The following is a 17,158-nucleotide window of genomic DNA, read 5'->3' on the forward strand; positions in this document are numbered from 1 at the left end:
CTGTTGCTGCCGATATTGGGCGTTATCCAATAGTCGCGATGTGAGCGTTTCTCACAACGCGCAACCGCGTGGGCGCGTCTCTTCGAGCCGCGTCCGACGCGCACCAAAGGGATACGCCCGCCGCATGACTCGTTTCCTCTCCAGGGGTTTGCTCGTCAACATCGCCGTGGTGCTGGCCGCGCTCGGCGCAAACGCTTTCGTCGCCTGCGAGCGCATTGGCGGACTGCGCGAAAGCGATGCGCGCACCCTGCGCTCGATGAGCCTCATGCGCGATCTGGGCGCCTACCGCAGCACGCTCGGCGAGGCGCTGCCCGAGCTCAGCCGCTTCGAGGCCACCGGCGTGGCCGAGACCGAAGCGCGGCACCTGGAGCGCGAAGCCCACCTCGATGCGCTCGAAAGCGGCCTGCGCGCGCAGCTCTCGATCGAGCCCGGCATGAGCGGCGCATTCGAGGCGCTCGCCACGCGCGCCTCCATGTTGCGGCGCGACGCCAATCAGGCGTTCGAACACGCCCGTCATGCACCGCCCGACGCTTCCCGCGCCTGGGCCGACGCCGCCTTCGTGACGCTCGGCGAAGACCAGCAGGCGGTGGATGAAGAACTGTCGGCGGTGCGCACGAGAATCGACAACGCGACCATTGCGGCGCTCGACGAATCCGCGCAGGCCTCCAGCGGCGCGATGCTGCTGCTGATCTTCACGATGCTCGCCGGCAGCGCGGTGCTCATCTATCTGTTCGCCAGCAACGAGCGCCAGTCGCGCGAGAAGCTCGGCATCGAGCGGGCGCGGCAGCGCAGCAACGAGCGCTTCCGCAGCCTGTTCGAGGCGCATCCGGTGCCGATGTGGATCGTCGATCGCGAGACCATGCGTTTCATCGCGGTTAATCCGGCGGCGCTCGCCCACTTCGGCTTCGATGAACCCGCGTTCCTCGGCATGACGCTGCGCGACCTGCATCACGCCGACGACTTCGACAGCTTCGCCGCCCGGCTCGCGCGCAGTGCGGGCGAGACCGGCGAGCGGGCGAATGCGGGACAGGCCTCGGCGGGCGTATGGCGCTATCGGCGCAAGGACGGTTCGATCGTCGCCGCCGATGTCTCGCATCACTCGCTCGTATATTCGAACCGGCCCGGCATCTTCATGCTGGCCAACGACGTGACCGACCGCATCAACGCGGAAGCCGAGGCGCGCCGTTCGAACGAGATGCTCGAAGCCGTCATCGACAACATTCCGCAGCGCGTGTTCTGGAAGGATCGCGACCTGCGCTATCTCGGCTGCAACAACGCCTTCGCGCGCGACGCGGGCCTGGCGTACAACGAGCAGGTCATCGGCAAGACGGATTACGAATTGCCGTGGGGCGCGCTTGCGGATGTCGTGCGCGCCGACGATGAAGAAGTCATCGTCACGACCGTGCCCAAGATGCACTTCGAGCGCGACATCGTGATCGGCGAGCAACTGCGCACGCTCGTCACCAGCAAGCTGCCGCTGCTCGACGGCGAAGGGCAGACCATCGGCGTGCTCGGCTCGTATCACGACGTCACCGACCACAAGCGCGCCGAACTGGCGCTGCGCCTGCAAAGCCGCGCGCTCGACGCCAGCGTCAACGCCATCCTGATCACGGGCGTGGTGGACGGCGCGAATGTCATCGAGTATGCGAATCCGGCGTTCAAGCGCATCACCGGCTATGACCCGAGCGAGGTCATCGGCCAGGACTGCCGTTTCCTGCATGGTCCGGACGGCGAGCAGGACGGCCTCACGGCGATCCGCCGCGCGCTCGATGTCAACCTCGAAGCGAGCGTCGTGGTGCGCAACTATCGCAAGGACGGCGCGCTGTTCTGGAACCAGCTGTTCGTCGCGCCCGTGCCGAATGCGCAGGGACTGACGACGCATCACATCGGCATCATCAACGACGTGACCGACCTGATGCGCTATCAGGAAGAGCTCGAATACCAGGCGAACTACGACACGCTCACGCGCCTGCCGAACCGCAATTTGCTGAAGGACCGCCTGCAGCACGCGATCGAAGCGGCGCGGCGGCGCGAGACCAAGATCGCAGTCGTGTTCATGGACCTCGACGGCTTCAAGAACGTCAACGACAGCCTGGGCCACAGCGTCGGCGACCGCCTGCTCGCGGTGATCGCGGAACGGCTCGCCCGCACGGCGCGCACCAGCGACACGGTGGCGCGCCATGGCGGCGACGAGTTCGTGATCGTGCTGCCCGACCTGACCGACGAAGCCGGCCTGATTGCGTGGATGGAGCGTACGCGCGCGGCCATCTCGGAGCCGGTGTGGATCGACGACACCGAGCTGTACGTGGGTTGCAGCATGGGTGCGAGTCTCTATCCGCAGGACGGCGACGACGCCGAGACCGTGATGAAGAAGGCCGACCTCGCGATGTACCGTGCGAAGGACATGGGCCGCAACACCTATCAGTTCTATCAGCCGGAGATGAACGCGAGCGTCGGCGCGCGCATGAATCTCGAACGCCGTCTGCGGCGTGCGCTGCGCGACGGCGAGTTCCTGCTGCACTATCAGCCGCAGGTGGACATGACGACGCGCCAGATTGTCGGCATCGAGGCGCTCGTGCGCTGGCACGACCCGGAACAGGGGCTGGTGTCGCCGGCGTCGTTCATTCCGGTCGCGGAAGAGAGCGGCTTGATCGGGCCGCTGTCGGAGTGGGTGCTGCGCGAGGCGTGCCGCCAGAACAAGGCCTGGCAGGACGCCGGCCTGCCGGCCGCGCGCGTGTCGGTGAATCTGTCGGCGCGCCATTTCCAGCAACGCGACATCGCGCGGCTGGTCACGTCCGTGCTGGATGAAACCGGACTGGAACCGCGCTATCTCGAACTCGAACTCACCGAAAGCGCGATCATGCGCAACGCCGAGGAAGCGATCACGATGCTGTCCGAGCTATCCGCGCTCGGGATCGGCATTGCCATCGACGACTTCGGCACCGGCTATTCGAGCCTGTCCTATCTGAAGCGCTTCCCGGTGCACCGGCTGAAGATCGACCGCTCGTTCGTCGCGGACATCGGCGCGTCGAGCGACGACGAAACCATCACCTCGGCGATCATCGCGCTCGCGCATTCGCTGGAGTTGCAGGTGATCGCGGAAGGCGTCGAAACCTCCGCGCAACACGAGTTCCTGCGCGCCCGCGACTGCGACGAAATGCAGGGCTTCTTCTTCTCGCGCCCGATGCCGCACGAAGCGATTCCGGGCCTCTTGCAACAGGGCGTGCTGCCGAACTGAGGCGCGTCAGTCGAGCGGCGGCAGGACGCGCGGACGGCGGTCGCGGTCGGTCGCGACGTAGGTGAGCGTCGCCTCCGTTACCTTGACGACCTCTTCGGCGAGGCTCATGCGCTGCGCATAGACCTCGACCGATACGGTGACCGACGTGTTGCCGGTCTTCACGATGTCGGCATAGAAGCTAAGCAGGTCGCCGACGAATACCGGATGCTTGAAGAGGAACGAATTCACCGCCACGGTCGCGACGCGTCCGTTGGCGCGGCGGCTCGCGGGAATGGAGCCGGCGATGTCCACCTGCGCCATGATCCAGCCGCCGAACACGTCGCCGTGGACGTTGGCGTCGGCGGGCTGCGGCACGACGCGCAGCGCGACCTGCTTCTGGGGAAGATTGGATTGGTCGGTCATGGCAGGTTTCCGGTTGGCGAGGGAGGAGCGGCGGCCGGCGCAAGCGGCCCCTTGGGCCTTCTGCGACAATGCCGTTAGACGGATGCGCTTCCGGCCGCGCGGCAACTTGCAGCGGCGCCGGGCGCTTGCCATAAATTGTACGGGAAAGCCTGCGCGAGACCGGCTCCCGCCCCGCCGACCGATGCGTTACCCGGCGCCGCATTCCGGCTGGAAGCGGCGCGCTTGCCCCACGATACTCATGCGCCGCACGTCCAACCGAGAGCCCGGGCCCGCGCCCCAGGGCCCGCGCAACGACTGGCAGACGATCCGTTCGCTGCTGCCTTATCTCACCACGTACAAATGGCGCGTCGCGTTCGCGCTGACCTGCCTGATCGGCGCGAAGGTCGCGAACCTGGGCGTGCCGATCGTGATGAAGAAGATCGTCGATGGCCTGTCTTCCGTGCAGCATCTGACCGCGCTCGGCCGCGCGACGGATGCGCCGGGGATCGTGCTGATCGGCGGCATCGGGCTGCTGGTGGTCGCCTATGCGGCCGCGCGGCTCTCCACCTCGCTGTTCACCGAACTGCGCGAACTGCTGTTCGCCAAGGTCACCGAAAGCGCCGTGCGGCAACTCGCGCTGCGCGTGTTCCGGCATCTGCATTCGCTGTCGCTGCGCTTTCACCTGGAGCGGCAGACGGGCGGCATGTCGCGCGACATCGAGCGCGGCACGCGCGGCATCCAGCAACTCGTTTCCTATTCGCTGTACAGCATCCTGCCGACGCTCGTCGAAGTCGGCCTCGTGCTGGCGTTCTTCGTGACCAAGTACGAAGCGTATTACGCGATCGTCACGGGGATCGCGCTGGTGACGTACATCGTCTTCACCGTGAAGGTGACGGAGTGGCGCACGCATTACCGCCGCACGATGAACGATCTCGATTCGAAGGCGAATTCGCGCGCGATCGATTCGCTGCTCAACTACGAGACCGTCAAGTACTTCGGCAACGAAGAATGGGAAACGCGCCGCTACGACGAGAATCTGCAGCGCTATCGCGCGGCCGCGATCAAGTCGCAGCGCTCGCTGTCGATGCTCAACTTCGGCCAGCAGACGATCATCGGCGTCGGGCTCGTGTTCATCCTGTGGCGCGCGACGCAGGGCGTGATGGCCGGCCGCCTGACGCTCGGCGATCTCGTGCTGATCAACACCTTCATGTTGCAGCTGTATATACCGCTCAATTTCCTGGGTGTCGTGTATCGCGAGCTCAAGCAGGCGCTGACCGACATGGACCGCATGTTCACGCTGCTCGGCGCGGGCCGGGAAGTGCCCGACGCGCCGGATGCGCAAGCGCTCGCGGTGCGCGGCGGCGAAGTGCGCTTCGAGCACGTGAGCTTCGCCTATGAACGCGCGCGGACCATCCTGCATGACGTCGATTTCACGATTGCCGCCGGCACCACGACCGCGGTGGTCGGGCACAGCGGCTCGGGGAAGTCGACGCTCGGACGCCTGCTGTTCCGCTTTTACGATCTCGAGCGCGAGCAGGGCGGCGCCATCCGCATCGACGGACAGGACATTCGCGACGTCACACAGGACTCGCTGCGCGCGGCGATCGGCATCGTGCCGCAGGACACGGTGCTGTTCAACGATTCGATCTATTACAACATCGCGTACGGCCGTCCTTCCGCGAGCCGCGACGAAGTGATCGCGGCGGCGCGTGCGGCGCATATCCACGATTTCATCGAGGCCTTGCCGGCGGGTTATGACACGCCGGTCGGCGAACGCGGGCTGAAGCTCTCGGGCGGCGAGAAGCAGCGTGTCGCCATTGCGCGCACGCTGCTCAAGAACCCGCCGATCCTGATTTTCGATGAAGCCACGTCGGCGCTCGATTCGAAGTCCGAGCGCGCCATCCAGCGCGAACTGGATTCGATTGCGCGGGAGCGGACCACGCTGATCATTGCGCATCGGCTGTCGACGGTGGTGCATGCTCAGCAGATCATCGTGATGGATCATGGGCGCATCGTGGAACGCGGCACGTTCGCCGAGTTGCTCGATGCGGGTGGTCTGTTCGCGCAGATGTGGGCGTTGCAGCAGCAGAAGACCGGAGAAGCGGCGGCGGATCAGCGCGATGCGGCGAGGGTTTGAAGATCGCGCTGAGCAGCGGGCCTGCGTCGCCCGTGTGTCGATAAAATGCGTGTTTTGCCGCCACAGGCGCATTGCGCGCACGACGAAGCATGGAACTCAAATGGCTCGAAGACTTCGTTTCGCTCGCGGAGACGCGCAGCTTCAGCCGCTCCGCTGAATTACGGCATATCACGCAACCCGCCTTCTCACGCCGCATCCAGGCGCTCGAAGCGTGGCTCGGCACCGAACTGATCGATCGGTCCGTCTATCCGACGCGCCTCACGCAGGCCGGCCAGGTCTTCTACGAGCAGGCGCTCGCGATGCTCTCGCAGTTCCACGAGGCGCGCACGCTGTTGCGCGGGCAGGGCGGCGTGCCGGCGGCGACCATCGAGTTCGCCGTGCCGCATACCTTGTCGCTGACCTACTTTCCGCGCTGGCTGGAGCATATCGAAGCGCGTCTCGGGCGGATCCGCACCCGCCTGCGCGCGCTCAACGTGCACGACGCGGTGCTGTCCCTGGTGGAAGGCGGCTGCGATCTGGTGATGGGCTATCACCATCCCAGCCATCCGGTCGCGCTCGATCCCGCGCGTTACGACATGCTCACGCTCGGCACCGAACCGATCAGCCCGTTCTCCGCGGTGACGAAAGGTGGCCGCGCGCGCTTCACGCTGCCGGCGTCCGCCGAATCGCCGGTGCCGTATCTGTCGTACACGCCGAACGCGTACCTCGGCCGCATGACCGAGACGATCATCGCGACCTCGCCGGTACGCCTCTATCTCGACAAGGTCTATGAAACCGACATGGCCGAAGGACTGAAGGCGATGGCGATCGCGGGCCACGGCATTGCCTTCCTGCCACACAGCGCCGTGGAGGATGCGGTGGAGGAGGGCCGCCTCATCCGTCTCGACCGGGGCACGCGCGGCATGCCGGCCGGCCAGTTCACGCTGACCATGGACATCCGGCTGTATCGCGACAAGCTGGCATCGATGGGCGAGGAACCGCGCCAGGCATTGATGCGTGCGCTATGGGACGCGGTCAACGAGGAGCTGCTCAAGGCGGCTGAAACCGCCGCCACGTAAGGCTTTCGAACGTTATGCACAAAACGCATGACGGGATAAAAATCCGGCATTGGATTTGCAGAGGCCGTTTTTCGACAATGGCTGCATTCCTTCACCGCTGGAGCATCAATGTCTTCGTCGAACGCGCAAACGCCGGACGCCAAACATGCCATCCCGTCGTACCTCAATGCCGATGATCTCGGTCCTTGGGGAAACTATCTGAAGCAGGTTGATCGCGTCGCTCCCTATCTCGGTTCTCTCTCCCGCTGGCTCGAAACCCTCAAGCGTCCCAAGCGCATCCTCGTCGTCGACTGCCCGATCGAACTCGATAACGGCACCGTCGCGCACTTCGAAGGCTATCGTGTGCAACACAACACGTCGCGCGGTCCCGGCAAGGGCGGCGTGCGTTACCACCAGGACGTGACGCTCTCGGAAGTCATGGCGCTGTCCGCGTGGATGTCGGTGAAGAACGCTGCCGTGAACGTGCCGTACGGCGGCGCGAAGGGCGGCATCCGCGTGGATCCGCGCACGCTGTCGCGCGGCGAACTCGAACGGCTGACGCGCCGCTACACCAGCGAGATCGGCATCATCATCGGGCCGAACACGGACATCCCCGCGCCCGACGTGAACACCAACGAGCAGATCATGGCTTGGATGATGGACACCTACTCCATGAACCAGGGGCAGACGGCCACCGGCGTCGTCACCGGCAAGCCGATCTCGCTCGGCGGCTCGCTCGGCCGCCGGGAAGCCACCGGACGCGGTGTGTTCGTGGTCGGCAGCGAAGCGGCGCGGCGCATCGGCATGGAGATCGAAGGCGCGCGCATCGCGGTGCAGGGCTTCGGCAATGTCGGCGGCATCGCGGCCAAGCTGTTCCAGGAAGCGGGCGCGCGCGTGATCGCCGTGCAGGATCACACCGGCACGCTGCATAACTCGAAGGGCATCGATACCGTCGCGCTGCTCGAGCACGTCGCGCAGAACGGCGGCGTAGGCGGCTTCGCAGGCGCGGACCCGGTGCAGGCCGACGAATTCTGGATGATCGAGAGCGACATCCTGATCCCGGCGGCGCTCGAGAACCAGATCACCGAGAAGAACGCCGGCAAGATCCGCACGAAGATCGTCGTGGAAGGCGCGAACGGCCCGACGACCACCGCGGCGGACGACATCCTGACCGACAAGGGCATCCTCGTGATCCCCGACGTGATCGCCAACGCGGGCGGCGTGACTGTGTCGTACTTCGAGTGGGTGCAGGACTTCTCGAGCTTCTTCTGGACCGAGGACGAGATCAACCAGCGTCTGGAGCGCGTGATGCGCGAAGCCTTCGCCGGCGTGTGGCAGGTGGCGAGCGAGCATCAGGTGTCGGTGCGCACGGCGGCGTTCATCGTCGCGTGCTCGCGGATCCTCCAGGCGCGCGAGATGCGCGGCCTGTATCCCTGATCTGCTACGCGGTCCACGGGTGAGCGGTCTGCAGGAGGCGGACCAGCGTTTCGCTCACTGATTCATGCGTGCGGCATTCGTCAGAATGCCGCACGCATTTGCATGAAAACTACAGGCGGGCGCGGCAGATGTAACACGCCATGCGTTAGTCAAAAAACGCCAGTAACATGCGCCGTCGCAATCGGGCGGCCATCCGTCTTAAAAATAAGACGGAGTGGGTTAACAATCATTCTTTCAGAATAATTACCCTGCTAAACTTGGCCCGGTTTTTCGCCACAGGAGATCGAACACATGAAGATTAAAAAGGCTGCGCTGCTGGTTGCCGCGCTCGGTTTCATCGCAACGGGCGCCTACGCGCAAGATGCCGGCACGCTGAAGAAGATCAAGGACACGGGTGTCATCTCGCTGGGGCATCGCGAATCGTCCATTCCGTTCTCGTACTACGACGACAAGCAGCAAGTCGTCGGCTATTCCCACGAATTCGCCCTCAAGGTGGTCGAAGCCGTCAAGACGAAGCTCGGCATGTCCGAGCTGAAGGTCAAGCTGACGCCGATCACCTCGCAGAACCGCATTCCGCTCGTGCAGAACGGCACGGTGGACATCGAGTGCGGCTCGACCACGAACAACGCCGAACGCCAGCAGCAAGTGGCCTTCTCGAACACGATCTTCGTGATCGGCACGCGTCTCATGACCAAGAAGGATTCGGGCGTGAAGGACTGGGCCGACCTGAAGGGCAAGACTGTCGTGACGACCGCCGGCACCACGTCCGAACGCCTGCTTCGCAAGATGAACCAGGACAAGAACATGGGCATGAACATCATCAGCGCGAAGGATCACGGCGAGTCGTTCCTGACGCTGTCGACCGGCCGCGCGGTGGCCTTCATGATGGACGATGCGCTGCTCGCCGGCGAACGCGCCAAGTCGAACAACCCGGGCGATTTCGTGATCGTCGGTGCGCCGCAATCGCATGAAGCGTACGGCTGCATGATCCGCAAGAACGATCCGGAGTTCAAGAAGGTCGTGGACGACGCCATCGCCAAGGTCGAAACCTCGGGCGACGCCGACAAGATCTACAAGAAGTGGTTCGAAAGCCCGATCCCGCCGAAGGGCCTCAACCTGAACTTCCCGGAAAGTGATGACATCAAGGCTCTCTACAAGAGCCCGAATGACAAGGCAATCGACTAAACGGTTCGAGTTTGGAGCGAACGAGACGGAAGGAGCTTGCTTCTTCCGTTTCTTTTTGGAGTGAGTCCATGTCTTATCACTGGAACTGGGGCGTACTGCTGAGCCCCGTTTCGACCGGCGAGCCCACGACCTATCTCGGCTGGCTGATCTCCGGCTTCTGGGTGACGATTACCGTGTCGCTCGCCGCCTGGGTGATCGCGCTGGTGGTCGGCTCGCTGTTCGGCATTCTGCGCACGGTCCCGAACCGCACGCTGGCGGCCATCGGCACTGTTTATGTCGCGATCTTCCGCAATATCCCGCTGATCGTGCAGTTCTTCGTCTGGTATCTCGTGATTCCGGAACTGCTGCCCGTGTCCTGGGGCAACTGGTTCAAGCAACTGCCGCCGTCGGCGCAGTTCTTTTCATCGTCGATCATCTGTCTCGGGCTCTTCACCGGCGCGCGCGTGTGCGAACAGGTGCGCTCGGGCATCAACGCGTTGCCGCGCGGCCAGCGCAACGCAGGCCTCGCGATGGGCTTCACCGAATGGCAGACCTACCGCTACGTGCTGATGCCGGTCGCGTACCGCATCATCGTGCCGCCGCTCACGTCGGAGTTCCTCAACGTGTTCAAGAACTCGGCGGTGGCCTCGACCATCGGTCTGCTCGATCTCTCCGCGCAGGCGCGCCAGCTCGTCGACTACACGGCGCAGACGTATGAGTCGTTCATCGCGGTGACGATCGCCTACATGCTCATCAACCTGATCGTGATGCAGCTGATGCGCTGGCTCGAAGCCAGAACGCGCCTGCCCGGCTACATCGGAGGCAAGTAATGCATTACAACTGGAGTGACATCCTCGCGTCCTGGCCGACGCTGATGACCGGCGCGAAGATCACGCTGCAGATCACGGTGCTGGCGATCGTGATCGGGATCATCTGGGGCACGGTGCTCGCGCTGTTCCGGCTCTCGGGCGTGAAACCGCTGCAATGGTTCGCGAGCGCCTACGTCACGCTGTTCCGCTCGATCCCGCTCGTGATGGTGCTGCTGTGGTTCTTCCTGATCGTGCCGCAGTTGCTGCAGAACGTGCTCGGGTTGTCGGCGGATATCGACATCCGCCTCGCCTCGGCGATGGTCGCGTTCTCGCTGTTCGAAGCCGCGTACTATTCGGAAATCATTCGCGCCGGCATCCAGGCGGTGCCGCGCGGCCAGGTGAACGCCGCGTTCGCGCTCGGCATGACCTACGGCCAGGCCATGAAGCTGGTGGTGCTGCCGCAGGCCTTCCGCGCGATGGTCCCGCTGCTGCTTACCCAGGCCATCGTCCTGTTCCAGGATACGTCGCTCGTGTACGTCATCAGCCTCGCGGACTTCTTCCGCACGGCCACGAACATCGGGGACCGCGACGGCACGTCCGTCGAAATGATCCTGTTCGCGGGCGCCTGCTACTTCGTGATTTGCGTGGTGGCGTCGGCCCTCGTCAAAAGTCTTCAGAAAAAGGTCGCAAGATGATCTCTATCAAGAATGTTTCCAAGTGGTACGGGCAGTTTCAGGTGCTGACGGACTGCACCACCGAAGTGAAGAAGGGCGAAGTGGTCGTGGTGTGCGGTCCGTCGGGCTCGGGCAAGTCGACGCTCATCAAGACGGTCAACGGTCTCGAACCGTTCCAGAAGGGCGAGATCACGATCAACGGCCAGTCGCTCACCGACAAGAAGACCAATCTGTCGAAGCTGCGCTCGAAGGTCGGCATGGTGTTCCAGCATTTCGAGCTGTTCCCGCACCTGACCATCACGCAGAACCTGACGCTTGCGCAGGTCAAGGTGCTCGGCCGCTCGAACGAGGAAGCGACGCAGAAGGGGCTGAAGCTGCTGGACCGCGTGGGTCTGCGGGCGCATGCGGACAAGTTTCCGGGCCAGTTGTCGGGCGGTCAGCAGCAGCGCGTGGCGATTGCACGCGCGCTGTCGATGGACCCGATTGCGATGCTCTTCGACGAACCCACCTCCGCGCTCGATCCGGAGATGATCAACGAAGTGCTGGACGTGATGGTCGAACTCGCGCAGGAAGGCATGACCATGATGTGCGTGACGCACGAAATGGGCTTTGCGAAGAAGGTGGCGAACCGCGTGATCTTCATGGATCGCGGGTTGATCGTCGAGGACGACCAGAAGGAAGCGTTCTTCGCGAATCCGAAGTCGGACCGCGCGAAAGACTTCCTCGCGAAGATCCTGCATTGAGCTTGACCGCGTAATGATGAAAACGGCGCTCTCGAAGCGCCGTTTTTTATCTCACTCGATCCCGAGTTCCGATTCGACCGTGGCCGTGCTGCGCATCTCCTCGATCTGCAGCGCCGAGCCGACGCAGGCTTTCGCAAGCGGCTCGGCGGCCTTCTTCGCGACCGCCTCCGGCACCGGCACGTTCACCGTGCGCGCCAGCGCGCCGCACTGGAACATCGCGAGATCCCCGGGGGCGAAGCGGGTCCAGATTTCGTCGTCGGTGAGCGGGGACGTGGCGATCACCGCCACGCGATCTTCCGGCGTCGTGTACTTGGCGAAGTCGATGGACATGTCGGCGTCGATCAGATGCGCCGTCGAGAACGGCCAGCTGCGCACCAGATAGTACAAATGGGTGGAGCAGTGCGAGAACAGCGCCTGGCCGTTCGACATCAGGAAGTTGAACACGCCGTATTGCGTGATGTCGCGCGTGAGTTCGGCGAGGGCGTCGAACAGTTCGTCGAGCGGCGGCTGCGAGCAGGGGAATTGGCGGCGCAGGCCTTGCAGCAGCGCGCAGAAAGCGAGTTCGCTATCCGTGGTGCCGACCGGCTGATAGACGCCGGTCAGTTCCGGTGCATGGCCTTTCAGGTCGCCGTTGTGCGCGAAGATCCAGTGGCGGCCCCACAGTTCGCGCATGAACGGATGGCAGTTCTCCAGCAGGATGTGCCCTTGCGTCGCCTTGCGGATGTGGGCGATGGTGTTCTTCGACTTGATCGGATAGCGCTTGACCATGTCCGCCAGAGGCGAACTGGCCGATGACTGATGGTCGATGAACAGCCGGCAGGCCTTGTCCTCGAAGAATGCGATGCCCCAGCCGTCGGCGTGATGATCGGTTACGCCGCCGCGCGCTGCAAACCCGGTGAACGAGAACGTCACGTCCGTGGGTTCGGCGCAATTCATTCCGAGAAGTTGGCACATGTCGCTGAGGCAGGCGGGCGGTCGCCCTGAACGGGTTGTTACAATACGTCCGACAAGCATATCACCGAGGCAAGCGCGAAAAAATCGCCCAACCGCTCATAACCGCGCGCGTTGTGCAATTTCCACGGCGGATTTTTCCTGTGCTCGGGTGGCTTGCGCCATTCCAACGTTCCCCGTCATCTCGCCATGTCCGCTACCTCTTCCTCGCCTCAGTCGCTCACCCTCGCGCGCCCCGACGATTGGCACCTGCACGTGCGCGACGGCGCCACCCTCGCAGCCGTGCTGCCGCACACGGCAAGGCAGTTCGGCCGCGCGATCATCATGCCGAACCTGAAGCCGCCGGTCACCACGACCGAACTGGCGAGCGCTTACCGCGAACGCATTCTGGCGGCGCTGCCGAAAGAAGGCGCCGGTGCGCGTTTCGAGCCGCTGATGACGCTCTATCTCACCGACAACACACCGCCCGACGAAATCCGCCGCGCAAAGGCGAGCGGCTTCGTGCATGGCGTCAAGCTGTATCCGGCGGGCGCGACCACGAACTCCGACGCGGGCGTCACGAGTCTCGCGAAGTGCGCGAAGACGATCGAGGCGATGCAGGAAACCGGCATGCCGCTGCTGATTCACGGCGAAGTCACCGATGGGGACATCGACGTGTTCGACCGCGAGAAGGTGTTCATCGACCGGGTGATGACGCCGCTGCGCCGCGATTTCCCCGCGCTCAAGGTCGTGTTCGAGCACATCACGACGAAGGACGCGGCGGACTATGTGCGCGAGGCCGAGGGGCCCATCGGAGCAACCATTACTGCGCATCACCTGCTGTACAACCGCAATATCATGCTGGTCGGCGGGATGCGGCCGCATTACTTCTGCCTGCCGGTGCTCAAGCGCGAGACGCATCGCGTCGCGCTGGTCGAGGCGGCGACGTCGGGCAATCCGCGCTTCTTCCTCGGCACGGACAGCGCGCCGCATCCGAAGGGACTGAAGGAGCATGCCTGCGGCTGCGCGGGCTGCTACACGGCGCTGCATGCGCTGGAACTGTATGCCGAGAGCTTCGACAAGGCCGGCGCGCTCGATAAGCTCGAAGGCTTTGCGAGCTTCCACGGCGCGGACTTCTACGGCCTGCCGCGCAGCAAGGAAACCGTGACGCTGGAACGCGGCACGTGGACGCTGCCCGCGGAATTCACCGCCGGCGACGCGACCATCGTGCCGTTGCGCGGCGGCGAAACCATCGGCTGGCGCTTCGCGGACGCAAGCTGAAGCGTCGGGTGTGAGCGCCGGTTTCGCTGACATCGACTGGACGCGGCCATGGCTTGCGTCCATCGAAGCGCGCGGCAGGCGCTGGCAGGCCGCGGCGCTTGCCGGTCATGCCGACTATCTCGCGGTGCTGAACGCGGACGCATTCGATGCCACGCACGTAACGGGACGCGGCGCACGGCTCGCGTTTATCGCGCAGGACGCGTTGCCGGCCGGTGCGTCCTACGAAGGTCACATTGCCGAGACCGGCTGTGTGCCCACGCGCCACAACCTCCACGATTTCTTCAACGCGTCGATGTGGTTCGCGTATCCGCGCATCAAGGCGGCGCTCAACGCGCGCCAGGCAGAGCAGATCGCGGCGCTCGGCATCGGGCCCACGCGCGGCGCCGTGCGGGATGCGCTGACGCTCTTCGACGAAAACGCTGTGTTCTTCATCTCCGCCGATGCCGCGCTCACCGATGCCCTGCGCGGCTTCGACTGGCGCGCGCTGTTCGTCGCCGGGCGCGCGGCGTGGGGCACGCGTTGCGAGGCGCGCATTTTCGGCCATGCGTTGCTGGAGAAGCTCGTCGCGCCGTACAAGGCGTGTACGGGGCATGCGTGGATCGTCGAGGTGCCGGCGCGCTATTTCTCCCTCGACGATGACGGCCGCCGCGCGTTCATCGACGAAAGCGTTGCGGCGCGCATCGCCGCCGGGCCGTTCGATAGCCGCGTCTTTGCGCCGCTGCCGGTGCTGGGTGTGCCGGGTTGGTGCGAGGCGAATGCGGACGCCGCGTTCTACGACGATTCCACGGTGTTCCGGCCGGGACGCCGGACGATCCGGCGCTAGCCGGATGTTAGAATCGGTGCCGCAAAGCGGGCCAGGCAATCGCGGCCTCGACGGTTTCGGTCGAAGAGGGCGAGGAAAGTCCGGACTCCACAGGGCAGGGTGATGGCTAACGGCCATCCGTGGCAACACGCGGAACAGGGCAACAGAAAGCAAACCGCCGATGGCTTCGGACGCGAGTCCGGAGATCAGGTAAGGGTGAAACGGTGCGGTAAGAGCGCACCGCGGGCGTCGCGAGGCGTTCCGGCACGGTAACCTCCACCCGGAGCAATTCCAAATAGGCAGGCAAGCATCTTCGCGATGCAGGACGGGGCCCCCGTTCGTCTGCGGGTAGGAAGCTTGAGCGCGTCAGCAATGGCGCGTCTAGAGGAATGATTGCCACGTGCGCCGGTTTCGGCCGGTGCGTGCACAGAATCCGGCTTATCGGCCCGCTTTGTCGTCATTCAAAAGGAAAGAGCCGGCGTCTCGCGACGTCGGCTCTTTTTGTTTGCGCTTGCGGATCCGGCTGGGACTACGCTTCGACGATGTCGAACGAATGCGTCAGTTCCGTGCCGCTCTTCGCCAGCATGATCGACGCCGAGCAGTACTTGTCGTGCGACAGGTTGATGGCGCGCTCGACCGTCGCCGGGTTCAGGTTCTTGCCGGTCACGGTGAAGTGGAAGTGGATCTTCGTGAAGACCTTCGGATCTTCGCTGGCACGGTCGGCCTTGAGGGTGACCGAGCAGTCCTGGATTTCCTGGCGGCTCTTTTTGAGGATCATCACCACGTCATAGGCGGTACAGCCGCCGGTGCCGAGCAACACGATTTCCATGGGCCGCGGCGCGAGATTGCGGCCGCCGCCTTCCGGCGCGCCGTCCATGTTCACGAGGTGGCCGCTGCCCGTTTCGGCGGCGAAGGCCATGCCGTCTTGTCCCATCCAGCTCACTTTGCATTCCATGCTCAGGCTCCAACTGCTCAACACTTCGTTACAGAGGGAATCATTGTAGCGGGTCACGGCGGTCGGCCTGCGGGGGGCTTACGCACATTTCCGGGTTGACGGGCGGGAAAGGGCGCTGTTGAACGCGATATGCTGATGCAAAAAACAAGTCGAGGATAAGATCTAGGCGCGAAATTTCACGTTCTTCGGGGCCGGAGACACTGTCAAGTTGTTGATGTAGAGAGAGAAATCTGACTTGATGCAATTCTGCTATTCATTTCAAATAATGAAATGAAATCTCATGATGCAAATCTTCTTGCTTTGCAGCATGGCCGTGCCTATACTCGTTCCTGTCTCCTCCACCTCCTCCTTTGGTGGATTAAGCCCGAGCCTCAGTTGCCCGGGCTTTTTTTCGTCCCTCGGTTTCGCGGCACCTCCGTTTCTTCGGCCTTCTGCGCGCGACGCGCGCTTGTTAAGACCGCCTCTTTGACGCGACGCCTGATTTCCCTATATAATTCAAAGTTCTCTTCGCCACACGCCCGCGGAGAGAGGCTTGTGAGAGCCTGCACGCGTCGTGGGAGGGCATCAACGTCCCGCAAACGCACCCAATAAGCAGGGCCGAACAACGCAAAGTTCAAGGGCAATTCAATTTTTTGGATCGATCATGAAGACGTTTTCCGCAAAAGCCGAAGAGGTGACGCGCGAATGGTACGTGATTGACGCGACGGATAAGGTTCTCGGCCGTGTCGCCAGCGAAGTGGCACGCCGTCTTCGCGGCAAGCATAAGCCTGAGTTCACCCCGCACGTCGACACTGGTGATTTCATCATCATCGTCAATGCCGGCAAGCTGAAGGTCACCGGCAACAAGACCACGGACAAGAAGTACTATCGTCACTCGGGCTACCCGGGCGGCATCTACGAAACGACGTTCGGCAAGATGCAAGAGCGCTTCCCGGGCCGTGCGCTCGAGAAGGCCGTCAAGGGCATGCTTCCGAAGGGTCCGCTCGGCTACGCGATGATCAAGAAGCTGAAGGTCTACGCCGAAGCAACGCATCCGCATACGGCTCAACAGCCTAAAGCGCTCGAGATCTAAGGGGAGCCCACATGATCGGTAACTGGAACTACGGTACGGGCCGCCGCAAGAGCGCCGTCGCTCGCGTCTTCATCAAGTCGGGCAAGGGCGAGATCATCGTCAATGGCAAGCCCATCGCCGACTACTTCTCGCGTGAAACGTCGCTGATGATCGTGCGTCAGCCGCTCGAACTCACGAACCACGGCACCACGTTCGACATCAAGGTCAACGTGAACGGCGGCGGTGAGACGGGTCAAGCCGGTGCGGTTCGCCACGGCATCACCCGCGCGCTGATGGACTACGACGCAACGCTCAAGTCGCAACTGTCGAACGCTGGCTTCGTCACCCGTGACGCACGTGAAGTGGAACGTAAGAAGGTCGGTTTCCACAAGGCACGTCGCCGGAAGCAATTCTCGAAGCGTTAAGCGCTCGGGGTTTCGCATCGGGGGCCGATTTTCGGCCTTGCTGCGAAGCTGCTGCAAAGGCCGCCCGCACTGCTGTGCCGGCGGCTTTTTCTTT

General features: G+C 63.7%; 15 protein-coding genes and 1 other RNA gene. 13 read left to right on the forward strand and 3 right to left on the reverse strand.

All coding sequences use genetic code 11. From position 1 onward, the window contains the following. Nucleotides 1-124 precede the first annotated feature (124 nt). Entirely contained in the window at nt 125-3,238 is a 3,114-nt protein-coding gene (locus QCE62_RS01900; RefSeq protein WP_309913679.1) for an EAL domain-containing protein, read from the forward strand. A gap of 6 nt (nt 3,239-3,244) precedes the next feature. Here QCE62_RS01900 and QCE62_RS01905 read toward each other — a convergent pair whose 3' ends face one another. Then, on the reverse strand, nt 3,245-3,640 hold the full coding sequence (locus QCE62_RS01905; protein ID WP_309807189.1) for an acyl-CoA thioesterase: 396 nt from the start codon (nt 3,638-3,640) through the stop codon (nt 3,245-3,247). Nucleotides 3,641-3,878: 238 nt separating this feature from the next. On the opposite strand from QCE62_RS01905, the gene QCE62_RS01910 reads away from it, so the two are divergent. From QCE62_RS01910 to QCE62_RS01940, 7 genes are all read left to right on the forward strand, one after another. Beyond that, entirely contained in the window at nt 3,879-5,756 is a 1,878-nt protein-coding gene (locus QCE62_RS01910; RefSeq protein ID WP_309913682.1) for an ABC transporter ATP-binding protein/permease, read from the forward strand. 89 nt (nt 5,757-5,845) lie between these two features. Further along, nucleotides 5,846-6,814, forward strand: coding sequence for a LysR family transcriptional regulator (locus QCE62_RS01915; RefSeq protein WP_309913685.1), 969 nt, complete (start codon nt 5,846-5,848; stop codon nt 6,812-6,814). Between the two features lie 108 nt (nt 6,815-6,922). Beyond that, on the forward strand, nt 6,923-8,230 hold the full coding sequence (locus QCE62_RS01920) for a Glu/Leu/Phe/Val dehydrogenase (RefSeq protein ID WP_309913690.1): 1,308 nt from the start codon (nt 6,923-6,925) through the stop codon (nt 8,228-8,230). 291 nt (nt 8,231-8,521) lie between these two features. Next, nucleotides 8,522-9,415, forward strand: coding sequence for a glutamate/aspartate ABC transporter substrate-binding protein (locus tag QCE62_RS01925; RefSeq protein ID WP_309913693.1), 894 nt, complete (start codon nt 8,522-8,524; stop codon nt 9,413-9,415). A 68-nt stretch (nt 9,416-9,483) separates the two neighbouring features. Beyond that, on the forward strand, nt 9,484-10,224 hold the full coding sequence (locus QCE62_RS01930; protein ID WP_309807196.1) for an amino acid ABC transporter permease: 741 nt from the start codon (nt 9,484-9,486) through the stop codon (nt 10,222-10,224). Next, nucleotides 10,224-10,898: a glutamate/aspartate ABC transporter permease GltK gene (gltK, locus tag QCE62_RS01935; RefSeq protein ID WP_309807197.1), complete on the forward strand. Its 675-nt coding sequence runs from the start codon at nt 10,224-10,226 to the stop codon at nt 10,896-10,898. The genes QCE62_RS01930 and gltK overlap by 1 nt, the downstream gene beginning before the upstream one ends. Continuing rightward, the gene (locus tag QCE62_RS01940) at nt 10,895-11,620 is read left to right on the forward strand and encodes an amino acid ABC transporter ATP-binding protein (RefSeq protein ID WP_309807198.1); all 726 of its coding nucleotides are present in this window, start codon (nt 10,895-10,897) and stop codon (nt 11,618-11,620) included. The genes gltK and QCE62_RS01940 overlap by 4 nt, the downstream gene beginning before the upstream one ends. Nucleotides 11,621-11,671: 51 nt before the next feature. Here QCE62_RS01940 and QCE62_RS01945 read toward each other — a convergent pair whose 3' ends face one another. Continuing rightward, nucleotides 11,672-12,574 (reverse strand): class II glutamine amidotransferase, encoded by a 903-nt coding sequence (locus QCE62_RS01945; protein ID WP_309913697.1) that lies wholly within the window; start codon nt 12,572-12,574, stop codon nt 11,672-11,674. 186 nt (nt 12,575-12,760) lie between these two features. Here QCE62_RS01945 and pyrC point away from each other — a divergent pair, with 186 nt between their 5' ends. From pyrC to rnpB, 3 genes are all read left to right on the forward strand, one after another. Beyond that, complete coding sequence (gene pyrC / locus QCE62_RS01950) at nt 12,761-13,831, forward strand: dihydroorotase (protein WP_309913701.1); 1,071 nt, start codon at nt 12,761-12,763, stop codon at nt 13,829-13,831. A gap of 10 nt (nt 13,832-13,841) precedes the next feature. After that, nucleotides 13,842-14,654, forward strand: a complete 813-nt coding sequence (locus tag QCE62_RS01955) for a DUF3025 domain-containing protein (protein WP_309913703.1) — start codon at nt 13,842-13,844, stop codon at nt 14,652-14,654. A 23-nt stretch (nt 14,655-14,677) separates the two neighbouring features. Then, nucleotides 14,678-15,090: RNase P RNA component class A (gene rnpB / locus QCE62_RS01960), an RNA gene on the forward strand. Nucleotides 15,091-15,162: 72 nt separating this feature from the next. On the opposite strand, the gene QCE62_RS01965 is transcribed toward rnpB, so the two are convergent. After that, the gene (locus tag QCE62_RS01965) at nt 15,163-15,588 is read right to left on the reverse strand and encodes an OsmC family protein (RefSeq protein ID WP_309913705.1); all 426 of its coding nucleotides are present in this window, start codon (nt 15,586-15,588) and stop codon (nt 15,163-15,165) included. Nucleotides 15,589-16,231: 643 nt separating this feature from the next. Here QCE62_RS01965 and rplM point away from each other — a divergent pair. Continuing rightward, nucleotides 16,232-16,660, forward strand: coding sequence for a 50S ribosomal protein L13 (gene rplM / locus QCE62_RS01970; protein WP_016344249.1), 429 nt, complete (start codon nt 16,232-16,234; stop codon nt 16,658-16,660). A gap of 11 nt (nt 16,661-16,671) precedes the next feature. Next, complete coding sequence (gene rpsI / locus QCE62_RS01975) at nt 16,672-17,064, forward strand: 30S ribosomal protein S9 (RefSeq protein WP_035497678.1); 393 nt, start codon at nt 16,672-16,674, stop codon at nt 17,062-17,064. Nucleotides 17,065-17,158: the final 94 nt, after the last annotated feature.

The organism is Caballeronia sp. LZ033, from assembly GCF_031451265.1.
Classification (GTDB): domain Bacteria; phylum Pseudomonadota; class Gammaproteobacteria; order Burkholderiales; family Burkholderiaceae; genus Caballeronia.